This is a genomic window from Rhizobium sp. N731, assembly GCF_001664145.1.
GTDB lineage: Bacteria > Pseudomonadota > Alphaproteobacteria > Rhizobiales > Rhizobiaceae > Rhizobium > Rhizobium esperanzae.
The window spans coordinates 2,192,032-2,216,506 of sequence record NZ_CP013601.1; the positions used below are offsets into that span (position 1 = coordinate 2,192,032).

At 60.0% G+C, this 24,475-nt stretch carries 19 protein-coding genes and 1 pseudogene; 10 read left to right on the forward strand and 10 right to left on the reverse strand.

Annotated features, from left to right (window positions below; all coding sequences use genetic code 11):
- Nucleotides 1-24: 24 nt before the first annotated feature.
- The 6 genes from AMK02_RS10805 to AMK02_RS10830 all read right to left on the reverse strand — a co-directional run bounded on the left by AMK02_RS10805 (nt 25) and on the right by AMK02_RS10830 (nt 7,221).
- Entirely contained in the window at nt 25-705 is a 681-nt protein-coding gene (locus tag AMK02_RS10805; protein WP_064802623.1) for a peroxiredoxin-like family protein, read from the reverse strand.
- A gap of 67 nt (nt 706-772) precedes the next feature.
- Entirely contained in the window at nt 773-4,018 is a 3,246-nt protein-coding gene (locus AMK02_RS10810) for an adenylate/guanylate cyclase domain-containing protein (RefSeq protein WP_064802625.1), read from the reverse strand.
- 177 nt (nt 4,019-4,195) lie between these two features.
- Nucleotides 4,196-4,999, reverse strand: coding sequence for an ABC transporter ATP-binding protein (locus AMK02_RS10815; RefSeq protein WP_064802627.1), 804 nt, complete (start codon nt 4,997-4,999; stop codon nt 4,196-4,198).
- A 14-nt stretch (nt 5,000-5,013) separates the two neighbouring features.
- Entirely contained in the window at nt 5,014-5,712 is a 699-nt protein-coding gene (locus AMK02_RS10820; RefSeq protein ID WP_064802632.1) for an ABC transporter permease, read from the reverse strand.
- A complete protein-coding gene (locus AMK02_RS10825) occupies nt 5,712-6,437 on the reverse strand; it encodes an ABC transporter permease (protein ID WP_064802634.1) in 726 nt (241 codons plus the stop codon). Before AMK02_RS10825 ends, AMK02_RS10820 begins: the two co-directional genes overlap by 1 nt.
- Before the next feature lie 34 nt (nt 6,438-6,471).
- Nucleotides 6,472-7,221, reverse strand: a complete 750-nt coding sequence (locus AMK02_RS10830) for a GntR family transcriptional regulator (protein ID WP_081279112.1) — start codon at nt 7,219-7,221, stop codon at nt 6,472-6,474.
- A gap of 127 nt (nt 7,222-7,348) precedes the next feature.
- Here AMK02_RS10830 and speB point away from each other — a divergent pair, with 127 nt between their 5' ends.
- The 5 genes from speB (at nt 7,349) to AMK02_RS10855 (ending at nt 13,878) form a co-directional block, all read left to right on the forward strand.
- Complete coding sequence (gene speB / locus AMK02_RS10835; RefSeq protein ID WP_064802636.1) at nt 7,349-8,395, forward strand: agmatinase; 1,047 nt, start codon at nt 7,349-7,351, stop codon at nt 8,393-8,395.
- Between the two features lie 75 nt (nt 8,396-8,470).
- A complete protein-coding gene (locus tag AMK02_RS10840; protein ID WP_064802640.1) occupies nt 8,471-9,313 on the forward strand; it encodes a transporter substrate-binding domain-containing protein in 843 nt (280 codons plus the stop codon).
- A 121-nt stretch (nt 9,314-9,434) separates the two neighbouring features.
- Complete coding sequence (locus tag AMK02_RS10845; protein ID WP_064802642.1) at nt 9,435-10,817, forward strand: aspartate aminotransferase family protein; 1,383 nt, start codon at nt 9,435-9,437, stop codon at nt 10,815-10,817.
- Nucleotides 10,818-10,834: 17 nt separating this feature from the next.
- Nucleotides 10,835-12,427 carry a gamma-glutamyltransferase gene (gene ggt, locus AMK02_RS10850; RefSeq protein ID WP_064806136.1) on the forward strand — a complete coding sequence of 531 codons (1,593 nt, stop codon included), beginning with the start codon at nt 10,835-10,837 and terminating at the stop codon, nt 12,425-12,427.
- Between the two features lie 17 nt (nt 12,428-12,444).
- A complete protein-coding gene (locus AMK02_RS10855; protein ID WP_064802644.1) occupies nt 12,445-13,878 on the forward strand; it encodes an NAD-dependent succinate-semialdehyde dehydrogenase in 1,434 nt (477 codons plus the stop codon).
- A gap of 4 nt (nt 13,879-13,882) precedes the next feature.
- Here AMK02_RS10855 and AMK02_RS10860 read toward each other — a convergent pair whose 3' ends face one another.
- Nucleotides 13,883-16,144 (reverse strand): bifunctional diguanylate cyclase/phosphodiesterase, encoded by a 2,262-nt coding sequence (locus AMK02_RS10860; protein WP_064802645.1) that lies wholly within the window; start codon nt 16,142-16,144, stop codon nt 13,883-13,885.
- Between the two features lie 449 nt (nt 16,145-16,593).
- Here AMK02_RS10860 and AMK02_RS10865 point away from each other — a divergent pair, with 449 nt between their 5' ends.
- Nucleotides 16,594-17,760 carry an IS110-like element ISRel9 family transposase gene (locus AMK02_RS10865; protein WP_011053406.1) on the forward strand — a complete coding sequence of 389 codons (1,167 nt, stop codon included), beginning with the start codon at nt 16,594-16,596 and terminating at the stop codon, nt 17,758-17,760.
- A gap of 335 nt (nt 17,761-18,095) precedes the next feature.
- Here the strand turns inward: AMK02_RS10865 and AMK02_RS10870 are convergent, their stop codons facing one another.
- Nucleotides 18,096-19,469: an ISNCY-like element ISRel26 family transposase gene (locus tag AMK02_RS10870; protein WP_064802647.1), complete on the reverse strand. Its 1,374-nt coding sequence runs from the start codon at nt 19,467-19,469 to the stop codon at nt 18,096-18,098.
- Nucleotides 19,470-19,886: 417 nt separating this feature from the next.
- On the opposite strand from AMK02_RS10870, the gene AMK02_RS30045 reads away from it, so the two are divergent.
- From AMK02_RS30045 to AMK02_RS10890, 4 genes are all read left to right on the forward strand, one after another.
- Nucleotides 19,887-20,951 carry a helix-turn-helix domain-containing protein gene (locus tag AMK02_RS30045; RefSeq protein ID WP_189636961.1) on the forward strand — a complete coding sequence of 355 codons (1,065 nt, stop codon included), beginning with the start codon at nt 19,887-19,889 and terminating at the stop codon, nt 20,949-20,951.
- Nucleotides 20,952-21,090: 139 nt separating this feature from the next.
- Nucleotides 21,091-21,768: a hypothetical protein gene (locus AMK02_RS10880; RefSeq protein WP_064802649.1), complete on the forward strand. Its 678-nt coding sequence runs from the start codon at nt 21,091-21,093 to the stop codon at nt 21,766-21,768.
- 154 nt (nt 21,769-21,922) lie between these two features.
- Nucleotides 21,923-22,531: a hypothetical protein gene (locus AMK02_RS10885; protein ID WP_064802650.1), complete on the forward strand. Its 609-nt coding sequence runs from the start codon at nt 21,923-21,925 to the stop codon at nt 22,529-22,531.
- Between the two features lie 263 nt (nt 22,532-22,794).
- Nucleotides 22,795-23,325 (forward strand): hypothetical protein, encoded by a 531-nt coding sequence (locus tag AMK02_RS10890; RefSeq protein WP_064802652.1) that lies wholly within the window; start codon nt 22,795-22,797, stop codon nt 23,323-23,325.
- Between the two features lie 177 nt (nt 23,326-23,502).
- Here the strand turns inward: AMK02_RS10890 and AMK02_RS32105 are convergent.
- Together AMK02_RS32105 and AMK02_RS10900 are read right to left on the reverse strand one after the other, a co-directional pair.
- A pseudogene (locus AMK02_RS32105) lies at nt 23,503-23,726 on the reverse strand (hypothetical protein); the annotation flags it as partial.
- Between the two features lie 166 nt (nt 23,727-23,892).
- Nucleotides 23,893-24,402 (reverse strand): GNAT family N-acetyltransferase, encoded by a 510-nt coding sequence (locus AMK02_RS10900; RefSeq protein WP_064802656.1) that lies wholly within the window; start codon nt 24,400-24,402, stop codon nt 23,893-23,895.
- Nucleotides 24,403-24,475 lie beyond the last annotated feature (73 nt).

The following is a 24,475-nucleotide window of genomic DNA, read 5'->3' on the forward strand; positions in this document are numbered from 1 at the left end:
CGCCCAAGGGCCAGGGAAGTCGCGTCAAACAGCCATGTTCGCCGCTGCAGACATCACATCCCGAGGCGCTGGACCACCGAACAAGTTGCGGCCACCTTCCTCGACTTCCGTGAAACACCAGCGCACGACGCCATCGCGGTCGAGCAGGAATTCGCCGACAAGCTGGCCATGGCCGGTGGCGATCATCCGCGTGTCATCCTCCGTGAATTCGTAACCGTCGGCCTTGTCGAGATATTCGGTCGCCGCCATCACATCCATAGGCTCCGGCAGCTCGCCCGGCATGTCGATCCGCATTGAGGACATCGTGCTCATGCTGACCTTGTGCGGCCATTCATTCTCGGATTCGGTGAACTCGATATTCGGCAGGCCGAAGGCTCTGTGCGATACCCGTTCGGGGTCGGAGGCCGCCAGCAAATTGGGAAGCGGGTGGTAGCGGAAATAGAGGCGCGCTCGCTCGATCGGCGTATTGACGACTGTCAGGCTGTCGATGCCTTTCTCCTGCAACGCATCGGTGAGCTCGGCCATGGCGGCGATCTGCCGGCGGCAGAAGGGGCAGTGCAGGCCGCGAAACAAGCCGACGAGCACCGGCTTCTGGCCGCGAAAATCATCGATGGCGATCTTGCCATGGCGGGTGATCGCATCCAGCACGACGTTGGGCGCGCGATCCCCAGGCTGTAATGGTTTATCGGCGTGGTTCTCCTGCATTGTTAGTTCCTCCCTTTATGTTCTTGAATCGTTTGGTCTAATTGATGCAGAGCGAGATACGAAGCCTTCAGTCGAGAAACGGCAAGACGACGAATGTGCCGGGGTCGAGCTTGTGGCGGATGCACACATCCTGCGCCAGCGCAAAATACCGTTCCGCTTCATCCATGTCGTCGTGTTCAAGGCTCAGTGTCGCCAAGCCATCATAACACGGAAAGAGCAGTTGCGGCTCGTCAATTTCCTTCGCAACCTCAAGGGCTTCCTCGTAATACTTACGAGCTAGCTTCGGCTGCCCATGACATTGATGTATCTGCCCGAGCACGATCAGCGGTACGGAGAGATGGTCGCGCTGATCGAGCGCCCGGTCGATTTCCACCGCCTTTTCGGCCGCCGGGACGCCTTCGGCTCCGCAGCGATCGGTGAAGGTGCAGCAGGAGACCGCGAGATTGGCGAGAAGACGCGCCTGGAAGCCGAGATCGCCGATACGGGTGGCGACCTCCAACCCGCGCCGGCAGATCCTGATGGCGTTGGCCGGATCGACGATCGTGTAGAGAACGCCGAGGTTGGAATAGGCGCGGCAGGCGGCGCTTTGCAGATCGGCCTTTTCGGCGACCGAAAGGCTGCGCTCCACTTCCTGCACGGCATCACGGCGGCGTCCGAGCCGCGCGAGCGCTGCACCCTTGGTGTTCAGTGCCTCTGCCATCGCCCGCGCTGCCTCCCGTCCAGCCTCCGTCGTTCCATCGATCGGCAGCGTTTGCAGGCATTGCAGCGCCTGTGTCGCCCATTCGGCAGCAGCAGCCTGGTCGCCGGTGCGGAAGGCGAGGTGGCCGCGTTCCTGCAGGAGATGGGCATGTTCGACCGGCGCATCGATCGGCGCGATCATCGCTTCGGCTTCGGCGCAATGGGCCTCCGCCTGATCGCGGCGCCCCGCATCGAGATGCAGGCGGCTGATCTTGCGCAAGATCCTCGCCACGGCGATCCGATCATCTTTCGCGCGATGGTTCGCAAGTGCTCGCTGATAATGGTTCAGGGCGGCCTCGCGCCGGCCGGCAGGACCACAGAGATCGCCAAGGCGCTCCAACAGTGCCGATTGCTCCGGCGTCGCCTCCGGCTCGTCGGCAAAGGCAGCAAGAGCCTGGCGGTAGAGACGCATGGCATCGTCATTGGCGTAAATCTTGCGCGCCATATCGCCCGCCGCCATAAGATAGCTGGCGCCCTTGGCCTTTTCGGTGGTCAGGCTGAAATGATGGCCGAGCTGCGCCAGATGCTCCGCCCGATCGGGCGCCACGCCATATTGACGTTCCAGCGCCCGGCCGATCCGTCGGTGAAGCTCCATGCGCCGTTGCAGCAGCAGATTGTGGTAGATGACATCGTGCATCAGCGTCTGGCTGAAGCGGTAGCCTGGCGCTATCTCGGCGTCCGGCCCGCGCAATTCCTCGATGATATTGGCATCGCAGAGATAATCCAGCGCCGCATCGATGCCGGCCGGGTCGGTCGCGACGGTGCGGAGCAGGGCGGTATCGAACTTCGGGCCGACGACCGCCGCCTCCTGCGCCAGACGCCTGATCTCCTGCGGCAGCCGGTCGACACGGGCAAGCAACAGGGCCTGTAGATTGACGGGTATATCGACATCCGTGTCTTCGGCCGCGACATGCCAGCGCTGGCCGTCATTGTGCAGCGTACCCATGTCGATCAGCCCGCGCAGGATTTCTTCGATGAACAGCGGATTGCCGCCGGCGCGATCGAGGATGCGCTTGCGCATCGGCGCCGGCAACTTGCCGTGACCCTCGCCAAAAAAGGCGGCAAGCAGCTTCTGCCCATCGGCAGCGAGGAGGGGACCGAGACGCTGGACGGTGACGCTGACGCGATTGGAGTCCAGCGGGTCCGTCTGCGACGTCGGCCGATAGATCGCAAGCAGCATCAGCCGGCTGCGCTCCAGTCGGTCCATCATGAAGCGCAGCACCTCCAGCGAGGCGGCATCCGCCCAGTGGAGATCCTCGATGACAAGAAGGAGAGGGCCTTGCGCCAGCCGGCGCTCGAAAACGGTGCGGACCGCATAGAAGATTTGCCGCCGCAATTGTTCCGGCTCGATGTGCCGGAGCGCGCCATCAGGATCGCCGAGGCCGAGAACATGCAGAAAGAGCGGCAAAAGCGCCTCGATGTCATCAGGCCTGAGATCGAGGGCACGGAACCCTGTTGTCAGCAGTTGCCGTGTCTTGTCGGGATCGTCGCGCTCGCCGATTCCGTAAGCGCTCCGCACGACCGCGGCGAGCGTGCCGTAGGATTGTTCGCCGAGGGGAGAGCAGCTGGCTTTGCGGATGGCAAGGCCGGGGAAACGGTCCGCATCGGCGGCGACGCCGACGAATTCGCTGGCCAGGCGCGATTTGCCGATGCCTGCTTCGCCGATCAGGCGGACGAGCTGCGCGGCCCCGCCACAGGCAAGATCGAGGCAGGTCAGCAGGCGCGACAATTCCGCGTCCCGTCCGACCATCGGCGCCTGAAGGCCGAAACTTTCGAGCCCGCGTGCCGTATGCGGCGCTTCCAGCAGCCCGCTCAGCCGATGCACGAGCACGTTTCCACTCTTGCCGCGCAATGCCTGCGCGCCGAGGCTGTCGAAGGCAAAGGCGTGGCGGGTGAGGCGATAGGTCAGCGGACCGACGAGAATATCGTTTTCGCCAGCCATGGATTGCAGCCGTTGCGCGGTGTTCACCGTGTCGCCGGTCACGGAATAGGATTTCGCACCGGCGGCGCCGAAACCGCCGGTGACGACAGGGCCGCTGTTGATGCCTATATGCAGACGCAGCGGCACGCCGGCGCGCGATTGCCAGCGTTTGCCGACTGTAGCGGCGCGGTCGATCATATCAAGTGCGGCGCCAAGCGCCCGCACCGGATCGTCCTCATGGGCGGCAGGCGCACCGAACAGTGCCAGAAGCGCATCGCCGACAAATTTGTCGACGAAGCCGCCATAGGCTTCCACCGCCCGGGTCATCTCTTCGAACAATTCGTTCTGCAGCGCCCGCATGACTTCAGGGTCGATCTGCTCGCTCAGCGTGGTGAAGCCGCAGAGATCGGCAAAGAGCACCGTCACCGGCCGCCGGTCGGCATCGCTGTCGGATTTCGTTGGCACCACCTCAATAATCGGCTTCGGCGCAGGCGAGGCTTTGCCTGAAATCGATGCGCCGCATTTGGGGCAGAAGGCAAAATCGGGCTGGCACGCATAACCGCAGGCGGCGCAAGAGAGAGGCTGCCTTGCGCCGCATCGCGGACAGAAAGCAAAACCGCTCTGAATATCGAAACCGCAGCCGGCGCAGTCCATCGCTGGCATCTCACGAACCCGGCATCCGACGGCTATATCAGCCGGAACCAACGGGCCTCAACAGAAGAGCAGCATGAACCTGTTGCCCCGTGCCCGCAAGCGTCAAACAGGCGGCAGAACAACGATCGCCGTTGAACGCCTGAGTTTCTTGAGATCCGCGTCGGAGGTCAAACGACGTCACCTCGTCCCTGCCAGAAACTGGCGGAACCGTTCCGATTTCGGATGGGTGAAAAGCTCGGTGGGCTCCCCTGTCTCTTCGACGACGCCCCGGTGAAGAAAAACCACTTTGCTCGACACGTCTCGCGCGAAGGCCATTTCATGGGTGACAACAAGCATGGTTCGACCTTCCTCAGCGAGCGAGCGCATCACTTTCAGCACTTCGCCGACGAGTTCGGGATCCAGCGCCGAGGTCGGTTCGTCAAACAGCATGACCCTCGGCCGCTGCGCGAGAGCGCGGGCGATCGCAGCCCGTTGCTGCTGCCCGCCAGACAAATGCGCCGGATAGAAATTTCGTTTTTCGGCGATGCCGACCCGTTCGAGCAGAGCTTCGGCCTCCGCGATACATTCCGCGCGGTTGCGCTTCTGCACGTGCACCGGTGCTTCGATCACATTTTCAAGAATGGTCATGTGCGACCAAAGATTGAAATTCTGAAACACCATGCCGATGTGTTCGCGCATCCGATCGACTTGCCTGCGGTCAGCCGGCACCGTTCTGTGCCCCGATTTCTTCAGAGCGTACATCTCGCGGCCGATGCGAATTTCCCCGCTGTCGGGGATTTCGAGCATATTGAGGCATCTCAGCATCGTCGATTTGCCGGAGCCGGATGAGCCGAGGATGGAAATCACGTCCCCCTCATGCGCTTCAAGCGAAATTCCCTTCAGCACTTCCAGCGGGCCGAAGCATTTGCGGAGATCCTTGACCGAAACGGCAGCGCTTTTGTTCTTGTTGTCGCCGACCAAAACTGTTCCCCTGTCAGACATGCACACACTCCCGTTTAAGATTGCAGCCGCATACGCATATGAGGCGAAAGCCAGAAATCCACCGCCATGAGCATCCGTGTGACGATGAAAATGATCGCGAGGTAAATCGCGCCGGCGACGATGAAGATCTCGAAAGCGCGGAAGCTGTCGGCGATCAGTTTTCCAGCCAGACCGGTGACTTCCATGATCGTGATGACAGACGCGAGCGCTGTTGCTTTGATCATCAGGATGATCTCATTGCCGTAAGCGGGCAGCGCATGCCTGATGGCGATCGGCAGGATGATCCGTCTGAACAAGAGAATGCCCGACATGCCGCAAGCGCGAGCCGCCTCGATCTCCTGAGCGGACACGGCCAGCAGTCCTCCCCGGAAAATTTCGCTGCAGTAGGCGGCAGTATTCAGAGTGAGGGCGAGCACCGCACACCAGTAGGGTTCGCGAAAGAACCCCCAGACGCCGAGGTCCTGCAGGCCGTGTCTGAATTGGCCGAGGCCATAATAGATCAGGAACATTTGGACGAGGAGCGGCGACCCTCTGAAGACGAAGACGTAGGCACGGGTTATGGTTCGGCCTATTTCACCGCCGGTCACGGCCAGGAGCGAGATCGCCAGCGCCAGCGCGCTGCCCGCCACGACGGACGTGACGGCAAGCTCAAGCGTCAGCGGCAAACCGGTCAGAAGCGTGAGAAACGTATCCCACATAAAGCCCAGATCCATCACAACGCTCTCCTTGTGCCTTGGGTCGTTCGCGCTTCCATGCGTCTGAACAGGATTGATGAAAGCCAGGTGATGACGAGATAAAGCACGACCGCCGTCAGGTAGAACTCGAACGGCCGGCGCGTCGATCCGGCCGCGATCTGCGATTGGCGCAGGAGTTCGACGAGACCCGTGACGGAGATCAATGCCGATTCCTTCAAGACGAGCTGCCAGGTGTTTCCGAGGCCCGGAATAGCGTAGCGCAGGACGAGGGGGGCAACGATGCGCCAGAATTTGGGCCATGGCCGCATGCCGACGGCGCTGGCGGCTTCGAGTTCGCCGCGTGCAACCGACCTGTAGGCGCCGCGAAATACCTCAGCCTGATAGGCCGCCGAAACCACGCCAAGCGCCAGGGTTCCGGTCAAAAATGCCGGCATTCCAATGAAGCCTTGATAGCCGAACAGGCCGCCCAAGGATCCAAGCAATGCGCTGCCGCCGAAATAGAAAAGATAGATGACCAGAAGGTCGGGCACGCCGCGCAGAACGGTCGTGTAGCAATCCGCAAGCCACCGGATGGTCAGGTGGCGGGACAGCTGCATGAAGGTAATGACGGTCCCGATCAACGTTCCGGTCAGGAAGCCGCAGACGGACACGCCGATGGTCATCGCAGCCGCAGTCAGTAGTAGCCAACCCCAACCCGTCTGCTCGAAGCCGACGAGAGCCAGGTAACTGTCGATAGGTGCCATGCGGGGACCCCTTGGTAAAAGATCGGGTTGCGCGTCAGTCGGCTGCGCGCCGATGCGCCCAGATGCGCTGGAGCTTCGACATATTTTTGAGCGAGCTTTGCACATGCGCTCTTGCTGCTGCGGCCGCCGCCTCCCGGTCGCGTGCACAGATGGCGTCTGCGATCGCCCGGTGTTCGTCGAGATCGGTGTGCTCCAGATCCACCCAGAGAACTTCGAGCCACAGGGCCAGGCGAAGCTGCTGATAAACTTGATCCGTCACCCTGACGAGGGCCTCGTTTCGGGTCGATTCCACGATGACGCGATGGATGTATAGTCCAAGGTCGAGGTTGCGGGCCGCGTCAGAGGGCGTCTTGTTCGTCGTATCCTTCAGTTCAACCATCTGGGCAATGACGTCACGGAGCCGATCGAGGTCTTCCTCGCTCGCTACCTCGCAGGCGAGTTGCGCGGCGCAAACGTCGAGCGCTTCGCGAACGACCAGCAGATTGCAGAATTTGGTGACGTCGAGGTCGGTCACCGTGTAGCCGAAATTCCGCTGACCGACGATAAGCCCTTCTTCTTCCAGCTTCATCAGCGCTTCGCGCAGCGGTGTTCGGCTGACGCCGAAGCGCTTGGCGAGCGTCACTTCCGACAGGCGCTCGGAGGGGCGAAGCTGGCCGGTGAGGATCAGATCCTTCAGTTGCAGATAGGTGCTCTCACGCAACGATCCTCGCTGTTCTGTCTTGGTCGATGCCAATCGATTCCCCTTCCGTCTCTGGTCCATTCGCCCCTCGGTGAACGACACCATAACTTTTTCCCTCTTGCTCGATCAAGCGGAATACGATTATGTATACAATGTTGGCTACAACAAGCAATCGTCTTTTCGCCGGCGTTCAAAAGTCGCCCGCGATCTGGTCGCAACATCTGGAGGTCCGATGCCGGAGATTCTCAGTCTGGACGAACTGCGGGAGCGCTTTTCGAACGCTTCAGGCGGTGAGATGTTCGATCCGGAGTTTCGCAAGGTGGCCGACCTGGTCTTCGGCGAGGGCGATCGTCGCCAGGCGCCTTACTGCGGCGTCCCGACATTGCTGAAGGCCCCGTATCGTCCGGACGCCGCGCCCAGTTTTGCCGATATAGATATCGCGCTTTTCGGCATTCCGATGGATCTCGGGGTGACGAACCGGTCGGGCGCGCGGTTCGGGCCAAGAGCCGTACGCAACGTCGACCGCGTTGGCCCTTATGATCATGTCCTGCGGACCGTCCCGACTGCCCATGCCCGTGTTGCCGATGTCGGCGATGTCCCGTTCAAAAGCCGCTTCGATCTTCAGGCATCCCATGACGATATCGAGGAATTTGTCGGCGGCATGATAAAAGCGGGGGTCGTGCCCCTGGCCGTCGGCGGCGACCACTCGGTCGGCCTTCCCATCCTGAGGGCCGTCGGCAGGGATCGCCCTGTGGGGATGATTCATATCGACGCCCATTGCGACACGGGCGGTTCGTTCGAAGGATGCAAATTCCACCACGGCGGACCCTTTCGCCAGGCGGTTCTGGACGGTGTGCTTGATCCCAGGCGGACGATCCAGATCGGAATTCGCGGCAATTCCGAATATCTATGGGAATTCTCGTATGCATCAGGCATGACCGTCATTCATGCGGAAGACGTCGGTGATCTCGGCATCAGCGCCGTCATCGCCAAGGCGAGAGAGATCGTCGGGGCGGGGCCGACCTATGTCAGCTTCGACGTCGACTCTCTCGATCCCGCATTCGCGCCAGGCACGGGAACGCCGGAGGTCGGCGGCCTGACCTCGGCGCAGGCGCTTGGCATTCTGCGCGGTCTTATCGGCTTGAACATTGTCGGCGGCGACGTTGTCGAGATCGCTCCGCAATACGACCCGACGTCGAATACGGCACAAATTGCCGCTCAGATTTTGTTCGAACTCCTCTGCCTTGCGGCCGAGGCAATCAAGATTCGCGCGTCCTAGCAAACGGACGTCGCGGAGTCTGCAACCGCCTCGCTTGGGAAAAGGGCAGGGCGCACCAAAAAGGGGAATAAAAACATGCGAGTATCAAAACTTTTGCTGACGTCCGCTTTGCTCGGCGTCATCTCGGCCGGCGCTGCCGCTGCGCAGACGAAACCAACCGAAATCACCATCGCGACCGAGGGCGCCTACGAGCCCTGGAATTTTACCGGTCCTGACGGCAAGCTGGCAGGGTTCGAGATCGATCTCGCCAATGACCTCTGCGCCCGCATGAAGGTGAAATGCACCATCGTGGCGCAGGACTGGGATGGGCTCATTCCATCGCTCACGGCCAAGAAGTTCGACGCCATCATGGCCTCTATGATCGTGACCGAAAAGCGCCTCGCCGTCATCTCCTTCAGCAAACCGTACGCTCCGACCGCCGCCGCCTTCATGGTCGAGAAAACCGGTCCTCTTGCAGATCTGCCGGGGACCGGGACAACGGTCGACCTCGCTGCGGACAAGGCGAAGGTAGAGCAGGAATTGCAGCCGCTTCGGGACGCTCTCAAAGGCAAGGCCGTGGGCGCCCAGGTGTCGACGGCGAACGCAGTCTTTCTCGATACCTATTTCAAGGGCGTTGTCGATCCAAGAGAATACAAGACCGTCGAGCAGCATGATCTGGACCTCCAGGCCGGTCGCATCGACGCCGTCGTTGCCCAAAAAACGTCGTTGACTGCAACGCTCGGCAAGGACGACTTCAAGGACTACAAGATCGCCGGCCCGACCTTCAAAGGCGGGGTCTTTGGACAGGGGATCGCGGCAGGTCTTCGCAAGGACGATACGGTGTTGAAGTCGATGTTCGACGCGGCCATCGAAGCGGCGGAAGCCGACGGCACGATCAACAAACTTGCTCAGAAATGGATCAAGACATCCCTTGATTGATTAAGCGGCAAAGCTCCCACGGCAGCAATTGGCAGCCGGCGCACCGAGTAGGTCGCGCCGGCTGACCGGCGCAGCTTTACCGCGCGTCGCCATCAAATAGACCCACATTTGGAGAACCTCTGTGACCATCCTTCTCAACTCCGTCGAATCCCGCGACGCTGCGTTTGTTCTTCATCCCTATACGAACGCTTCGCAGCATCTGAAGGACGGCCCGCTGGTGATCACCAGGGGCGAGGGGATCCATATCGTCGACAGCGAAGGCAACAAATACATCGAAGGTCTTGGTGGGCTGTTCTGCGCGTCGCTGGGCTTCAGCGAACAACGTCTGGTAGACGCGGCGACCCGCCAGATGAAGCAATTGCCCTTCTATCACAGCTTCGGCGGCAAAACGCATGAGACGGCGGTCGAGCTTGCCGAACGGCTCATTCAGCTTTCACCGGTTCCCATGTCGAAAGTGTTCTTCGCCAATTCGGGTTCCGAGGCCAACGACACGGCCATGAAGCTTGTCTGGTACTATCACAATGCCATCGGCATGCCGGAAAAGAAGAAGATCATCTCGCGCATGCGGGCTTATCACGGCGTGACCATTGCTTCGGCCAGCCTCACCGGGTTGCCGAACAATCACCGCGATTTCGATCTGCCGATTGATCGGGTGCTGCATACCGATTGCCCGGAGTTTTATCGCTATGGCCGCCCGGGCGAAACGGAGGAAGAATTCGCGACGCGCTGTGCCAACTCGCTTGAACAGATGATCCTTGCCGAAGGACCGGAAACCATCGGCGCATTCTTCGCCGAGCCCTTGATGGCATCCGGCGGCTGCATCGTTCCGCCGCCGACCTATTACGAGAAGATCCAGGCAATCCTCAAGAAATACGACGTGCTGCTGATCGCCGACGAAGTCATCTGCGGCTTTGGCAGGCTCGGCACGATGTTCGGCTCCGAAAGCTTCGGGCTTCAGCCGGATATGATCGTCATGGCAAAGCAGCTTTCCGCCGCCTACCAGCCGATCTCCGCCCTGATGATCAATGAAAAGATCCATTCCGCTGTCGTTGCCGAGAGCGAGAAGATCGGAACATTCGGACATGGTTTCACCTATAGCGGCCATCCGGTCGCGACGGCCGTCGCCCTGGAAACCCTGAAAATCTACGAGGAACGTGACATCGTCGGCCACGTCCGCACCATCGCCCCGGTGTTCCAGCGGCGGTTGAACGAGCTTGGCGACCATCCGCTCGTCGGCAACGCCCGCGGTCGTGGGCTCATCGGCACCCTTGAACTGGTTCGCAACAAGGAAACGAAAGAACCGTTCAAGCCGACGGACGGCATTGCCATTCACGCAGGCAAGCGAGCCCAGGTCCATGGCGTCATCACGCGCGCCCTTGGCGACAACTACTCGCTTTGCCCGCCGCTTATCATCACCGAGGCGGAGATCCACGAATTGTTCGATCGCTCCACGCGCGCATTGGATGATACCTATACATGGGCGAGGGCAACCGGCCTCTATTGAGCGAAGGAAGCGACGATATGCGAAATTTCGAATTGCCGGGAAGATCGATGGCCGTCGGCCGCAATGGCATGGCCGCGACATCGCACCCGATGGCGACTTTAACAGCGATCGAGATCCTGAAAGCCGGCGGCAGGGCCATCGACGCCGCCGTCGGCGCCTGTGCCGTCCAATGCGTCGTGGAGGCTGGATCCACAGGCATAGGCGGCGATTGCTTTGCGCTGCTGGCGTCGAATGGAAATGATGATGTCCTTGCCTATAACGGCTCGGGGCGGACGCCGGCGGCGGCGCATTTTGACTGGTTTCAGGAAAACGGCATCACTTCGATCGAGCGGTCATCGCCGCATGCGGTGACCGTTCCTGGGGCGGTGGACGCCTGGACCCGCCTCGTTGCCGATCACGGCAGGATGCCGCTGTCGGAAATTCTTGCGCCGGCAATTGCACTGGCTCGCGACGGCTATGCGATCACGCCACGGGTTGCCGCCGACATTTCGAACCAACGAGACTTGCTGCTGCGCGATCCGTCGACCCGTCGCCTTTTCCTGATCGATGATCAGGCGCCGCCGGTCGGATCGGTTCAATATCAGCCGGAACTGGCGCAGACGCTGGAAACGATCGCAACGTCGGGCCGTGACGGCTTCTATCGCGGTCCGGTGGCAGCCGACATGGTGACCCGGCTGAATTCCCTTGGCGGCCTCCATACAGTTGAGGATTTTGCCTCAGCTGCCGGCGAATATGTGAAGCCGGTCAGCGCGACATATCGCGGATGGACGGTGCATGAATGCCCGCCGAACGGGCAGGGCATCGTCGCTCTGATGATCCTGAAGATCCTGGAGCGGTTCGAACGCAAAGGCGACCCGCTTGGTGTGGACAATCTGCACATCGAAGTCGAGGCCACGCGGCTGGCTTATGCGGCTCGTGATCGATGGGTCGCCGACATGGCCGCCTCAAACGTTCCGGTCGACTTCCTGTTGTCCGATGAACTCGCCGACAGCCTTGCCGCCAGGATCGACCTGAACACCATCGCCGATGCCGGGGCCGTTATCGACGGCGTCGAGCATGCCGACACCGTCTACATTTCCGTTGTCGACAAGGATAGAAATGTCGCCAGCTTCATCAACTCGATCTTCCATTCCTACGGAAGCGGAGTGATGGCACCGAATTCCGGCGTCTTGTTCCACAATCGCGGCCAGAGCTTCAGTATGAAGCAGGGGCATCCGAACGCGATGGGGCCGCGCAAGAGGCCCATGCATACGATCATCCCGGGTCTGGTCACCCGCAATGGCAGAAGCGTCTTGTCGTTCGGCGTGATGGGTGGACACTATCAGGCGATGGGCCATGCCCACTTCCTTTCCAAGCTGTTCGATTTCAATCTGGACATACAAAGTGCGATTGATCTGCCTCGGCTCTTTCCGCTGCCCGGCACGACATCAATCGAAACCGAAGCGCTTCTGCGAACCTCGATCGGGCATGATCTCGAAGCTCGCGGCTTCAAGGTCGTCGCACCGAATTGGGCGATCGGCGGCGCCCAGGCGATCTGGATAGACGATCAAAACAACACGCTGCTGGGCGCCTCCGATCATCGAAAAGATGGTTGCGCGCTCGGCTACTAGAGGCGGTGGAGAGCTGAATGTCGGCATATCCGAATACCCAACTTTATATCAATGGCCGCTGGAGGCGGGGTTCAAACGACGATCTGACCGTCGTCAATCCGGCCTCGGGCGAAGTCATCGGCCGTGTTTCCAATGCCGGCGCTGGTGATCTCGACGAAGCGCTTTCGGCCGCCGCCGCCGGGTTTGAGCAGTGGCGGCGCATAAGTGCGTTCGAGCGGGCAAAGCTGATGCATGCGGCGGCGGAGATCCTGCGGCAGCGCTCTGCGGCGATCTCTCGAATAATGACATTGGAACAAGGCAAACCGCTCGCCGAGTCCGAGGCAGAGGCAGCCGCGGCTGCCGACATCATAGACTGGTTTGCCGAGGAAGCCCGCCGTGCCTACGGCCGGCTCGTCCCGCCACGAGCGGCCAATGTCAGACAGATGGTGGTCAAGGAGCCTGTCGGCCCGGTGGCGGCCTTCAGCCCCTGGAATTTTCCGCTGAACCAGGCCGTGCGCAAAGTTTCGGCCGCGCTTGCGGCCGGCTGCTCGATCATATTGAAGGGACCGGAGGAGACGCCGGCAAGTTGCGCTGAACTGGTTCGCGCCTTTGCCGAGGCGGGCCTGCCAGCGGGCGTCCTTAATCTCGTTTTCGGCATTCCGGCCGATATTTCAAATCACCTGATCCCGCACCCCGTTATCCGAAAAATTTCCTTCACCGGATCGACCGTCGTCGGCAAGCAGCTTGCCTCCCTGGCCGGCGCCCACATGAAGCGGGTGACCATGGAACTCGGAGGCCATGCGCCGGCAATCGTCTTCGATGACGCTGATATTGATCTCGCGGTCAGACTGTTAGCCGCTGCGAAGTTTCGAAATGCCGGGCAAATCTGCGTGGCGCCGACCCGGTTTCTCATCCAGGAACCCGTCTTCGATAAATTCCTCGATGGCCTGGTAAAGGCGGCCGAGGCGATTAAGGTCGGCGATGGATTGAGCGACGGCGTAACCATGGGACCGCTTGCCAACGCGAGGCGGGTAGGGGCCATGGAGGCACTGACAGCCGACGCGGTGATGCACGGTGCGAAGATTGCGACCGGCGGCAAAAGGATCGGCAATCTCGGCAACTTCTTCCAGCCGACGGTTCTCACCGACGTTCCACAACATGCCCGCGTGCTCAGCGAAGAACCATTCGGCCCCTTGGCGATAGTGAGTGCATTTTCGGACTACGATTCTGCCATCGCGGAAGCCAATCGCCTGCCATACGGCCTGGCGGCCTATGGCTATACGACCTCCGCTAAGACCAGCGCAGCCCTTGCCCGCGATATCGAGAGCGGCATGTTATCCGTCAATCATCATGGGCTGGCGCTGCCGGAATTGCCTTTCGGAGGCATAAAAGACTCCGGCTACGGTTCGGAAGGCGGTTCTGAAGCAATGGAGAGTTACCTCAATACGAAGCTCGTCACCGAGGCGGCTTGAGCAGCTATCGGCCTGCCCTTGCTGTTCCCTTGCCCTTCATCCGGCAAAATTCGATCAACTGATCCGAGTTCATGGGTCGGGCCAGGGCGTAACCCTGGAGCAAATGGCAACCGAGATCTTTCAGGATCTTCGCGTGCTCCACTGTCTCCACGCCCTCGGCAACGATGTCGATGTTCTGCGACCGGCCGATTTCGATGATGGAGGAGACCAGACGGCGTTGCGAGGGGGAGGCGATGATCGGCTTGATGATCTCTCGGTCGATCTTGAGCCGTCGCGGTTCAAATCGAAGCAGGCTGACGATACTGGCATGTTCCGTGCCGAAATCGTCGATCTCGATTTCTATGCCCAGCGCTTTGATTGCCGGAATGACCTCGTTGAGAGCAGGCTGAAGCTCGTCGAAGGAGATTGTCTCGAGCAGCTCGAAACATAGGCGACCCTTCGCTGCGGGAAGCGCGGACAGCTCGGCGAGCAGATTTGCCTGCGCCAGCCGGCGCGCTGAAATATTGACGGAGACCCTTGGAATATACATTCCCAAGCCGTCCCAGCGCGTCAGCTCGAACAGCGCCTTTTGCAGGATCAGCTTGTCCATATCGCCGCTGCGCCCCAGTTTTTCCGCAGCATCCAGAAATGCGTTCGGGCCGAGCAGACCTTTTCGCGGATGATCCCAGCGGGCAAGCGCTTCGACACCTGCGATATCAAGCGTGTTTGCATTGAACTGCGGCTGGAAGAATGCAACGAGTTCATCGCGTTCGAGCGCTTGGTTGAATTCATCCGCCAGTTCTTTTGCATGGATTGCCGCGCTGCGAAGCTCCTCGGTAAAAACGGCCGCGCGGCCGCGGCCGGCTTTCTTCGCCTCGTACAGCGCCAGATCGGCATTCAGAAGCAGCTGGCCGAGGTCGCGGTCGCGGGCGCTTTCAGTCTCCCAGGCGACACCGACGCTGGCGCCGACCACATAACCAGCTCCATCGATAAAAATGGTCTGCTGCAGCGCGTCGACAATCTGTCTGGCCAATTCGGCTGCTTTAGGCTCGGGATCGGTGCTCCAGCTGGCGACAACGAACTCGTCTCCGCCGATGCGCGCTGCGACATCGTTCGGGCCGGTCAAATCGGCAAGCCGCGAAGCGGTTGTCTGCAGGACCATGTCACCGCCGGCGTGCCCCTTCGTGTCGTTGATCTCCTTAAACCGGTCAAGGTCGATATGGATGAGGATCAGACGGTCCTGCGGATCGGGCCTCGGCGGCTGCGAAATCATCTGGTCGACAAACCGCCGATTGGGTAACCCGGTGAGGGCGTCATGCAGCGACAGGTGCTCCAGCCTCTGTCGGGCTCGGACGAGCTTGCTCTTGTGAAGGCGAAGTTTTTCGATGGTCTTCTGGCGGGATTTGGTCAGAAAGCCCACCCAGACGATCGGTGCAACAACGCACAAGGCCAACAGACTGGCATAGAGCTCAAAAGTGCCGATGCCGTTATTCTGGCCCCAGCCATTCCTGGGAAGTGCGGCGAGGGACCATCGGCCGTAAGTCATATCGACGGAGGCGACGACCGGCTTCTTCCCAAAAGTTTCCAGGCTGCCGAGAAAGACCTGTTTGGGCGAATTCGGCTCCGGCCTCGTGCTGATGGCGATCTCAAGGTCGGTCGAACTAAGGCCGCTATCCCGGTATAGCCTCGGAATATCGACGATTCCAGAAAGCAGACCCCAAAAGATCTGGCTGTTTCCGTCGTCGACGTAAACCGGACACCTGACAACGAAAGCCGTTCCGCCTTGGACAAGTTCCACCGGGCCCGTGAGGACGATATTGTGGGTGTTGCGCGCAAGCATCGCAGCGGCCCGTTGCTTCTCATTTTTTCGGTAGTCGAGTCCGATGGCTTTTTCGTTTCCTGTTTCCGGATAAACCCACTGGACCACCATGTCGGGCGCTGCAGCGAAGCTTCGCAATTGTGAATCAGGCTGCAGAATCTGCGCGGCAAGTTTGGAAAATTTGTTCTGGCCCATCGCCGGATCGACCGCGATACCCGCCGCCAAACCTTGCAACAGCTTCACATTGCTGTTGAGGTTTGTCTGAAGTCGAGACGATATCGTCGCAAGCTCGCCGGCAACAACCGAGCGTTCGTCGGCCAACGACCGCTCAAGCCGCCAGTTCGTTGCCACCCAGACGACGATGGCTGCGATAATGGCCGCAAATAGTGCCGGAGCGAAGGCGCTCGCATGGCTCATCAGGGAGCCCGCGAGGCTGCGAATTGCCTTTGTATGTCTTCGAAACTTCATCAGGTCGCCAGTGTGAATGACAGGCTTGCATCATTGCACAGTTTCTTTAAGGCAACGCTAAACCGTCGATCTGGTTGCAGGAAAGACAATCCAGTGGGGAATATCGTCAGTCGGCACGCACAGGTGCGTCCATCTTTGTAGAGCCGGGCGGGTAAGCGAGGAGGCGAGATTGTCGCATCTCTGACTGGCCCAACTGTCGCTACTAAATAGCTCCTACACATGTGGCGGGGAAGTTGGAATGTCCGCCGTTGTGCAAAGTAGAAATGTCCGCGAGGTTGCTACGCGGCACACCGATCAGCCCCGATCTGAGCGGCTGATACCGGTTGCAAGAGCAGATCGGGGCGGGTGAGAGACACCCCTTCGGCTTTAGATCCCATGAGGAGTGAACAGCGGCCGCCGCTCTGGCAGAGTGAGGTTGCATCAAAACACTCGCTCAGGAGGAGCAGTTTATGGAACCTGCATCCATTCATCCGACCGCTGTCCGCATTGATCTTGGCGCAATTTTTGTATCATTGGAACTGAGCCGATCGACCTGGTTGATCACTTCGCTGTCGCCTGGCAGTGGCGAGAAGATGTCGAAGCACGTAGTGGCCGGTGGCAATGTAGCCGAGCTGCTGGATCGATTTGAGCAGCTACAACAGAAGGCGCGGTTGAGAACAGGGAAGTTATTTCCCATCGTGACGATCCAGGAGGCAGGATTGGACGGCTTCTGGATACACCGCGTGCTGGAGACTCACGGCATCGAAAGTTACGTCGTCGACGCAGCTTCGATCGCGACTTCCCGTCGACGTCGGCGTGCCAAGACCGACAAGATCGATGGAGAGGCTCTGACGCGCACATTGCTTGCATTCAAGCGCGGCGAGCCTCGCGTATGTGCGATGGTCAGAGCGCCAGATCCGAAGGACGAAGATCGACGTCGGATTTGCCGGGAACGCAAAGTTTTGATTGCTGAGCGGGTCAGGCATGTCAATCGCGTGAAGGGGCTACTCTTCGCTCAAGGCGTCAGCGGCTATCAACCGCTCCGTAAGGATCGCCGTCAGCGGCTGGAGGAACTCCAGACCGGAGATGGGCGCGAGTTACCGAAACACCTGAAGGCTCAAATCAATCGCGAACTCGACCGTCTCGAGTTGCTGCTAGAACAGATCGCTGCAGTGGAGAGCGAGCGTAATTCTCTCCTATCGATGGACGAGCAGCCAGCGGTTGAGGCAACCTCGCCCGCAGCGATGCTGCTGTCCTTGAAGGGTGTTGGCGCTGAATTTGCCGCCGTTCTTTGGACCGAAGCCCTGTCCCGGCATTTTGATAATCGGCGGCAGATTGCCGCCTATGCAGGTTTGACACCAACCCCATGGATGAGCGGGACCATCGACCACGAACAGGGTGTCTCAAAGGCAGGAAACCCTCGGCTGCGCACCACGATGATCCAACTGTCTTGGTTGTGGCTACGCAATCAGCCAGCATCAGCGCTTAGCCGTTGGTTTGTGGATCGGGTTCAGTCGAATGGTGGACGCTTAAAAAAAGCCGCGATAGTGGCCCTGGCGCGCAAACTCCTTATCGCACTGTGGAAGTTTGTCACCGCGGGTGTTGTCATCGAGGGGGCTGTCATGAAGACCGCCTGACGACCCCAAAAGATTGCCGAATACACAAATCTTCCAGGACTGATCACTCCTGGCGGATCCAGGTGAGCGAACCGCCTCAAAGTCGGGCTTTAAATGCCGCGCTTTAGATTGGTCCCGTTCTCCTGAGCCTTGCCGCTACGCAAGCGGGATAATGGTGCTGCCGGACAAAACGGCGACCGTATGTGAGTTTGAACCGGTGACGGAAACGTGCCGCGTCAAGCAAAGTGGCTCAGACCATGGGTTCGAAACGAAATTGAAGGGAACAAGCTATGAAACTATGATTGATCTTGACGGCAAAATCCTCATGTGAGCTTTGAGACTATCCGATCGACGGTTCACTCGGCAGCCTGCTGCCTCAACAGCGCTTTCTCTCGCCGCGCAATCACCGCCGGATCATTCATGTAGTCCGTGCGCCTTCCGGGCTTGCGACCTCTCGGCTTATAGCCATTTTTGTCGCTGTTGCTCTTCACGACCGGCTTTTCCTGCTGGTCCTGACGCTCCTTGATATAGGCCAGAACATCACCGAGCCGCTTGTTCTCGGTAATTGCCGCATGCGTCACCCGCTGGTCCTTGTCGAACACCGTGTAGGGCAGGGAATGTCCCTTCCAGCGCACATCCAGGCGGCCGTCAGCATAGGCATAGGTCTCGACATAGCGGCCCACCAGACCGCGCGTCACCTCGGCCTCCTCCAGCATGATCCGCTTGCGTTCAAACGAAAACGTCAACTGCGCCCCGACGTAACGCTGCTCGCGCTTGCAAAGGATCTCAGTTAACCGACCCGGGGCCAGATTCAGCGGCCGGTGCAAATCCTCGGACCGGGCAGGGATGATCGCAAACCGCGCATTGTAGTGCTCCATGAAGCCAGGCAAAAACGCATTGCCAGTCTCCATGTCGCAGATCCCCGCCAGCCGTAATTCCTTGACCAGCCGATCCTGTAGCGTCCGGTTCATGCGCTCGACGCGACCTTTGGCCTGGCTCGAATTTGCGCAAAGAATCTCGATGTTTAGCTCGCAAAGCGCCCGCCCGAACTGGGTCATCCCCTGGCCACCCTTGGCGTCCTTCTTCGCCACCCGGAATACCGAATGCTTGTCGGAGTAGAAGGCCACAGGCGCGCCGTGACGCCTGAGGTATAGCGCCAGTGCCTCGAAATAGCTGAAGGCGCTTTCCGAGCGCACAAACCGCAACTGCATCAATCTGCCAGTCGCATCGTCGACAAACACCAGCAGCGAGCACGGCGGCCCGCGATCCTCGAACCAGCGGTGTTCCGACCCGTCGATCTGCACCAGCTCGCCATAGGCCTCGCGCCGCAGCCGCGGCTGATGAAACGTCCGCCGCTGCTTGGCAGATAGCCACAGGCCAGCCTCCACCATCCAGCTGCGCAACGTCTCGCGCGACACACGCAATCCATCGCGTTCGGCCAGCTTCTCGGCCGCCAGCGTCGGACCGAAATCCGCATAGCGTTCGCCAACCAACGTCATCGCATAATCGCGAACGCCGTCGCTGATCCGGTTGTTCGATGGCCGACCGATCGCCTTGTGCCTTATCGATGCCGCGCCGTCAGTGCGGATCCGATCCAGCAGCCGACGCACCTGGCGCTCGCTCAGATCAAGCACATGTGCCGCCGACACCAACGTCATGCGGCCGTCGACCACCTTCGACAAAATCTCGATCCGCTGCAGATCGCGCTCGCTCATCGCTATCAATCCCATCCGCAATCTCCACCGTCATCAAAAACGGGAAGAGAGTGACATTCTAACTTTGCAGAAACAGGACACTTTAACTTTGCGGCTACACACAAAAATCGCATAAGGTAGATTATGGAACACAAGGCGGTGCGACCCAGTAAGTCCACTGGAGAAAAATTCCATCCGGCGGTCGGCCGTTGCGGCGCGTTCAGAGTGGCCTCTGCAGCGAAACTCCCGGAACGCATGCAACGCTCGCGGCATAGCCTATAGCCTGATGCGACAGACATGGCGTTGCCTTCTTTTCGCATGACCGACGCATTCGTCGGATCGGCGCGCCGCATGTCTCAGACCGCATTATTTTCCACACAATCAATAGGCTATGCTTCATAAATGATAAATCAATAGTTGTAATTCTAGCCCTTGCCACTCAAGGAGGGGCTTGTGCGGGATACAGCCGAAGAACTGACATCTCCAACAAGTGGAGAAAGTGCAGTCGCGAGTCTCCGTTTCACGACCACTGACGCTCCCTCTCCCTTTGAGGCGTGGCGCTCTCTTCTCATTATACTGTTCGACAGCCTCCTGCCCGGCGCATCGCCATCCGCCCCGTTCAAAGCCAACCTCATCGTTCATCACTTCGGCACGTTTCTGCTGTGCCAGAGCGCCGTCGACGGCGGGCGATATCGGCGGACGCCGGCCCGCCTTGCACATGACGATACGGACCACATCGTCATTTCCTGCCTGCAGCGCGGCGCCCTCACGCTGGCCCGCCCTGCAGCGCGTCGGCTGCGCCCGGGCGACGTGGCCGTGCTGGATCTCTCGGCCCCGGTTGTTTTTGCCATGAAGGCGGCCGAGTCAACGCACCTGATCCTTCCGCGCACCCTGCTACCAACAGCAGTCGCACCGGCGCAACCAACGACCGGCAGGATCCTGGCCGGGGATGCGGCCATGGGGATCATCATGCGAAAGTTTCTGGAAGCGCTGTGCGAGGCCGCGCGCAGCCTGAGCGCTGGCGAGTTGCTGGCTCTCGGGGCCTCTGTGCCCAATCTGCTCGCATCGTGCCTGGGCTCCGGTTCTGCGGTCACGCCAAAGGAAGCGCGGGGGGACCTCGGGCGTCGGTTGCGCCGTCACATCGAGGAAAACCTGCATCGCAGTGACTTGAGCCCTTCAGCGTTAACCCGCGACTTGGGTGTTTCTCGCAGCCAGCTCTACCGGCAATTTGGAATAGGCGGTGTCGAGACCTACATCCGCCGCCGCCGTCTTAGACGCTGCCTACTTGCCCTTTGCGATCCGCGTCACGCCGACCGCCGCATCGGCGACATCGCCTATGAAATGGGCTTCGCCGACGAGGCTCATTTCAGCCGTCTGTTTCGCCGAACATTTGGGCTCTCACCGAGAGCGGCCCGCACCGCCGTCCGCCTGGGCGAGGAACCGGGGCTGGGAAGATTGTTGCCGCCGCCGGGCGACGCCTCGTTCGCACATTGGCTGGCCGGGCTCGGCGCCGGCTGAAAGTGCAACTGCGATCTTCGGGACGCTCGTCCAGGTTTTTGGAACGCCAGTCCACAGACACCCTCGGATGGACCACATAGGATCAGCTTAACGTAAAAGAACAGCCCGAGCGGCCAGCCTCCTGAAAGGAAACGAACCGATGTCTAAACCGACGGCAAAAACCGGCGCGCCGAGCAACGCGCCCATGGGAAACGATATCACCTTCAGCCTGACTGCCACCAACCAGTCGAGCGTGCCCGGTTCGCGGTTTTTCAGTGTCTTCCCGCCCGAACTGAAAAGCGTCACGCCAAAGCAGAAGCAAATCGTCACGGCGCTTGTTTCCGGCGCGACTACCCAGGGCTCGCCTCCTCAGACCCTCACCTGGAAGGGCGGCAGCGGCGCACTAAGCTTGCTGGCTTTTCGCGGTACAGATCTCGCCAGTGCGCAGACAACCCCGGTTTCGCTGGGCGACAGCGTCGTGTTGTCCTGGAGCCAGGGCGCTTTCGCCTTCGCCCGGACCGCAGGAACTTCGAAGGAACAGGTGTCCGTGACCTTCGATTCTGGAATTCCGGCGGACGGCTATATCGGCCTCAGCGTCGGACCGGCACCGATTCTCCTATCGATTCCGAAAAGTCTGAGCCAGCTCAGCCTCGAACCCGATCTGTCGCCGACGGCAACGGTGATTTTCGGTACGCGCTTCGAATTCCCTGCTCCCGATCAATCGGACCTGAGCATGGCAACGAGCGTTCGCTTTACCCAGGGGTCCGGAAGCGACCTTCTGACAAACAGCGCACAGATCAATGTGGGGCCGGATAACGTGATCGTCCAAACCGGCTGACCCCACCGGTCTTCCCGGCCTCACCTCGCGAGCCGGGCAGCTCCCTTGCCGCTATTCCTCCAGACGCGGCGAGGGATACGCCGGCACCGTCCCAGCCCCGGGGACGGTGCCGGTCCCCCCATCCCGGGCAATCCTCAAACGAAAGGCAGTGGAAATGACCAAATACTCTCTGACCTGCATCAACAACTCGCAACTGCACGGCAGCTTCGCCGTGTTCCAGAAGGCACCGCCAACCACGATTCCCGGCAACGTGTTTTCGCTCGCCTGGTTCGCCCGTCCGACGGCGCCGGGAAGTCGGGTGACGTTCACCTGGGGCGTCGAATATAGCTTCGTCTGGTCGGAAACCGGCCTGCTGCAGCCGGGCATCAACTTCTCGGCCAGCCAGACCGTGCCGGCCGATCCTGATCGCCAGAATCTGATCCAGCTGACGAAGGACCAGTACGGTGCGACGACCTTCGGCAGTCCAAGCGGTACGGGCGCGCTCGGCTCGCTTACCATCCAGCAATTGTCCAATATCGCGCCGAACAAGACGTCCGTCGGCATCGGCATGTCCGGTTCGGGCACCTTCGCCGTTCAGGCGGCTCCGAACATGACGGCCGTCTTCACCCCGCATCCGAATTACTGGGTGGTCTTCGGTAACTACGAGACAGGCGACGTGATGGACATCCAGGATGTGACCGAAGCCGTCGAGGTCACCTATGGCGGCTCGCTGACGTCGCGCACTGCGGTACTCAACATCGAAAACCTGATCGGGGTTTCCTGATCACGGACAGACGGCGGCTGACAAGCCGCCGTCACCTGGGACCATATGCCAGTGTCAACAGGCTGAGAGGTCCCTCACCCTACTCCTGCGGCACCGATCTCGCCTTAACCGCTCAACAGGCGGTCTGAACCGGTCCCGCGAAAGACACCCATGCGGCGCAAGCCCGCGCTTTCGTCTCAACACCTGTCATCCGGCGGAACACGCCGCCGGTCAGCGTCCCCGCATGGCGCGGAGGCGTTTACCCTATCGTGAAAGGAACCGCTATGAACAGCAACAAACGACCATGCAGTGTTATCGCAACCACCTTCGCCATCCTTGCCGCGCTCGGCGCAGCAAGCCCTGCAAGCGCCTATTCCGTCTACCGCGGAGTGGTGGCCGACCCCCAGCACCATGTGATCTGGGAGGCCGGGAACTTTGGAGTGAGCGGCGGCGCACCGAGCCTCTCGTTTTTCCATTATGCGAATGACGCAGCCGCAAGAGCCGCGATGAATAACTTCCAGTGCCTGGTCAAAATCGATCTTGGCAACGTCGCGCCAGCGCCAGGCGCCAACTTTCAGGTCGGTAACGCGGGTATCGCTGTAGGCGCCTTCGCCATCGATCAGCCCCTCGCTTTTCCCTGGCAGATCGACTTCGACAACAACCCGCCCGATCACTGGAGCATAGCAAGAGCCCAAATCTCGACGGGCAACAATGCCGCAGCTTCCAGGGTGGCGGCGGCCGGCGCAGCCAATCTTGCCTTCAACGATCCGGACGTTACCGTGATCAACGGGAATAAGACTGGCTGCGCCCGGTAGACCAAGCAATGAAATAAGACCGGCCAATAGGATGGCCTTGCTGCCGGGTGTCATGACCCGGCAGCATGTTTCAAGGACCGCCCCGTCGGGGGCAGACGCAAAGTGCGGGTCACTTTCGCCAGACAAGATGTGGGGACAAGCGGCCCGAAGACCATCCGTGCCGGTCACTGATGCCGTTCAGGCGGCGAGAAGGCGCGCCGGCCCCGAGATCGTACACCACCGTCTCGCCTGCGAAGCATGACCGGCAAGTCCGGCCAGCAATACGCCGAACGGTAAGTTCCCGATGGCCCTCGCTACCGCGAAGGCTACACCGGTGGCGATGGCGAGCTTTAGCCAAGGATAGTTGCCGAGCTGGACATGGGCGCTTGCATCGATCAGGTTGCCTGGGCTTTCAGCGCCGACCCGCAAACCGCCTTTAATCCAAATGACCCTGCGCAATGCTCAGAGTTGTCAGTGCCGATCCTTGCCTTTGCACGCTACTTTGAATGGTGTGTCGCAACGGATGTGTCCGCAATGGTCAGCAGGATTTATCGCTGAACGAGATTATCGGATAAAAGGCCGACATGCCTAGTTCGGTCGGTCGAATGAAAGTAGCAGACTTTCCACTCCGCTCTCGATGACGTCTCGATACGGCAGAAACCCTGCGGACAGCGAACCCCGAATAGCTGTTTTGTTCTCTTTAGCGTGACAAATGAAACATTTGCAGTCTTGGGGAAAAAGCGAAGGAACCACGTTCAGCACATATGAGCGAAGCATAGCTTTCCCCAAGCCTCTCCCTATGAACTGCACATCTCCGATAAATAAGTCGACCGCTACGCCGTCGTGCTCGCCCATCTCAGACGCGAATTCGGGATAGTCGCGAAGCAAATAGCACTGCAATTTTCCGAAAGGCTCACCATTATAACAAGCTATATGGCAATGGGTAGGATGGCTTGGGCTCAGGCGCTCAGAATACTTCCTCTGAACTTCCTCGATCGTTATCGGCGTCTTCTGGTAGTGAGCACGCATATGAGGGCTATTTAGCCACTCACATAACATCGGAAAATCTGCTTCGGTGAGTGACCTGAAATCAATCATCTGGCTGAATCTTTAGGTTGATTGCTCGACAAGTTCTACTCGTACATCGCTCGCGGGCATTCAAACAAGGGGC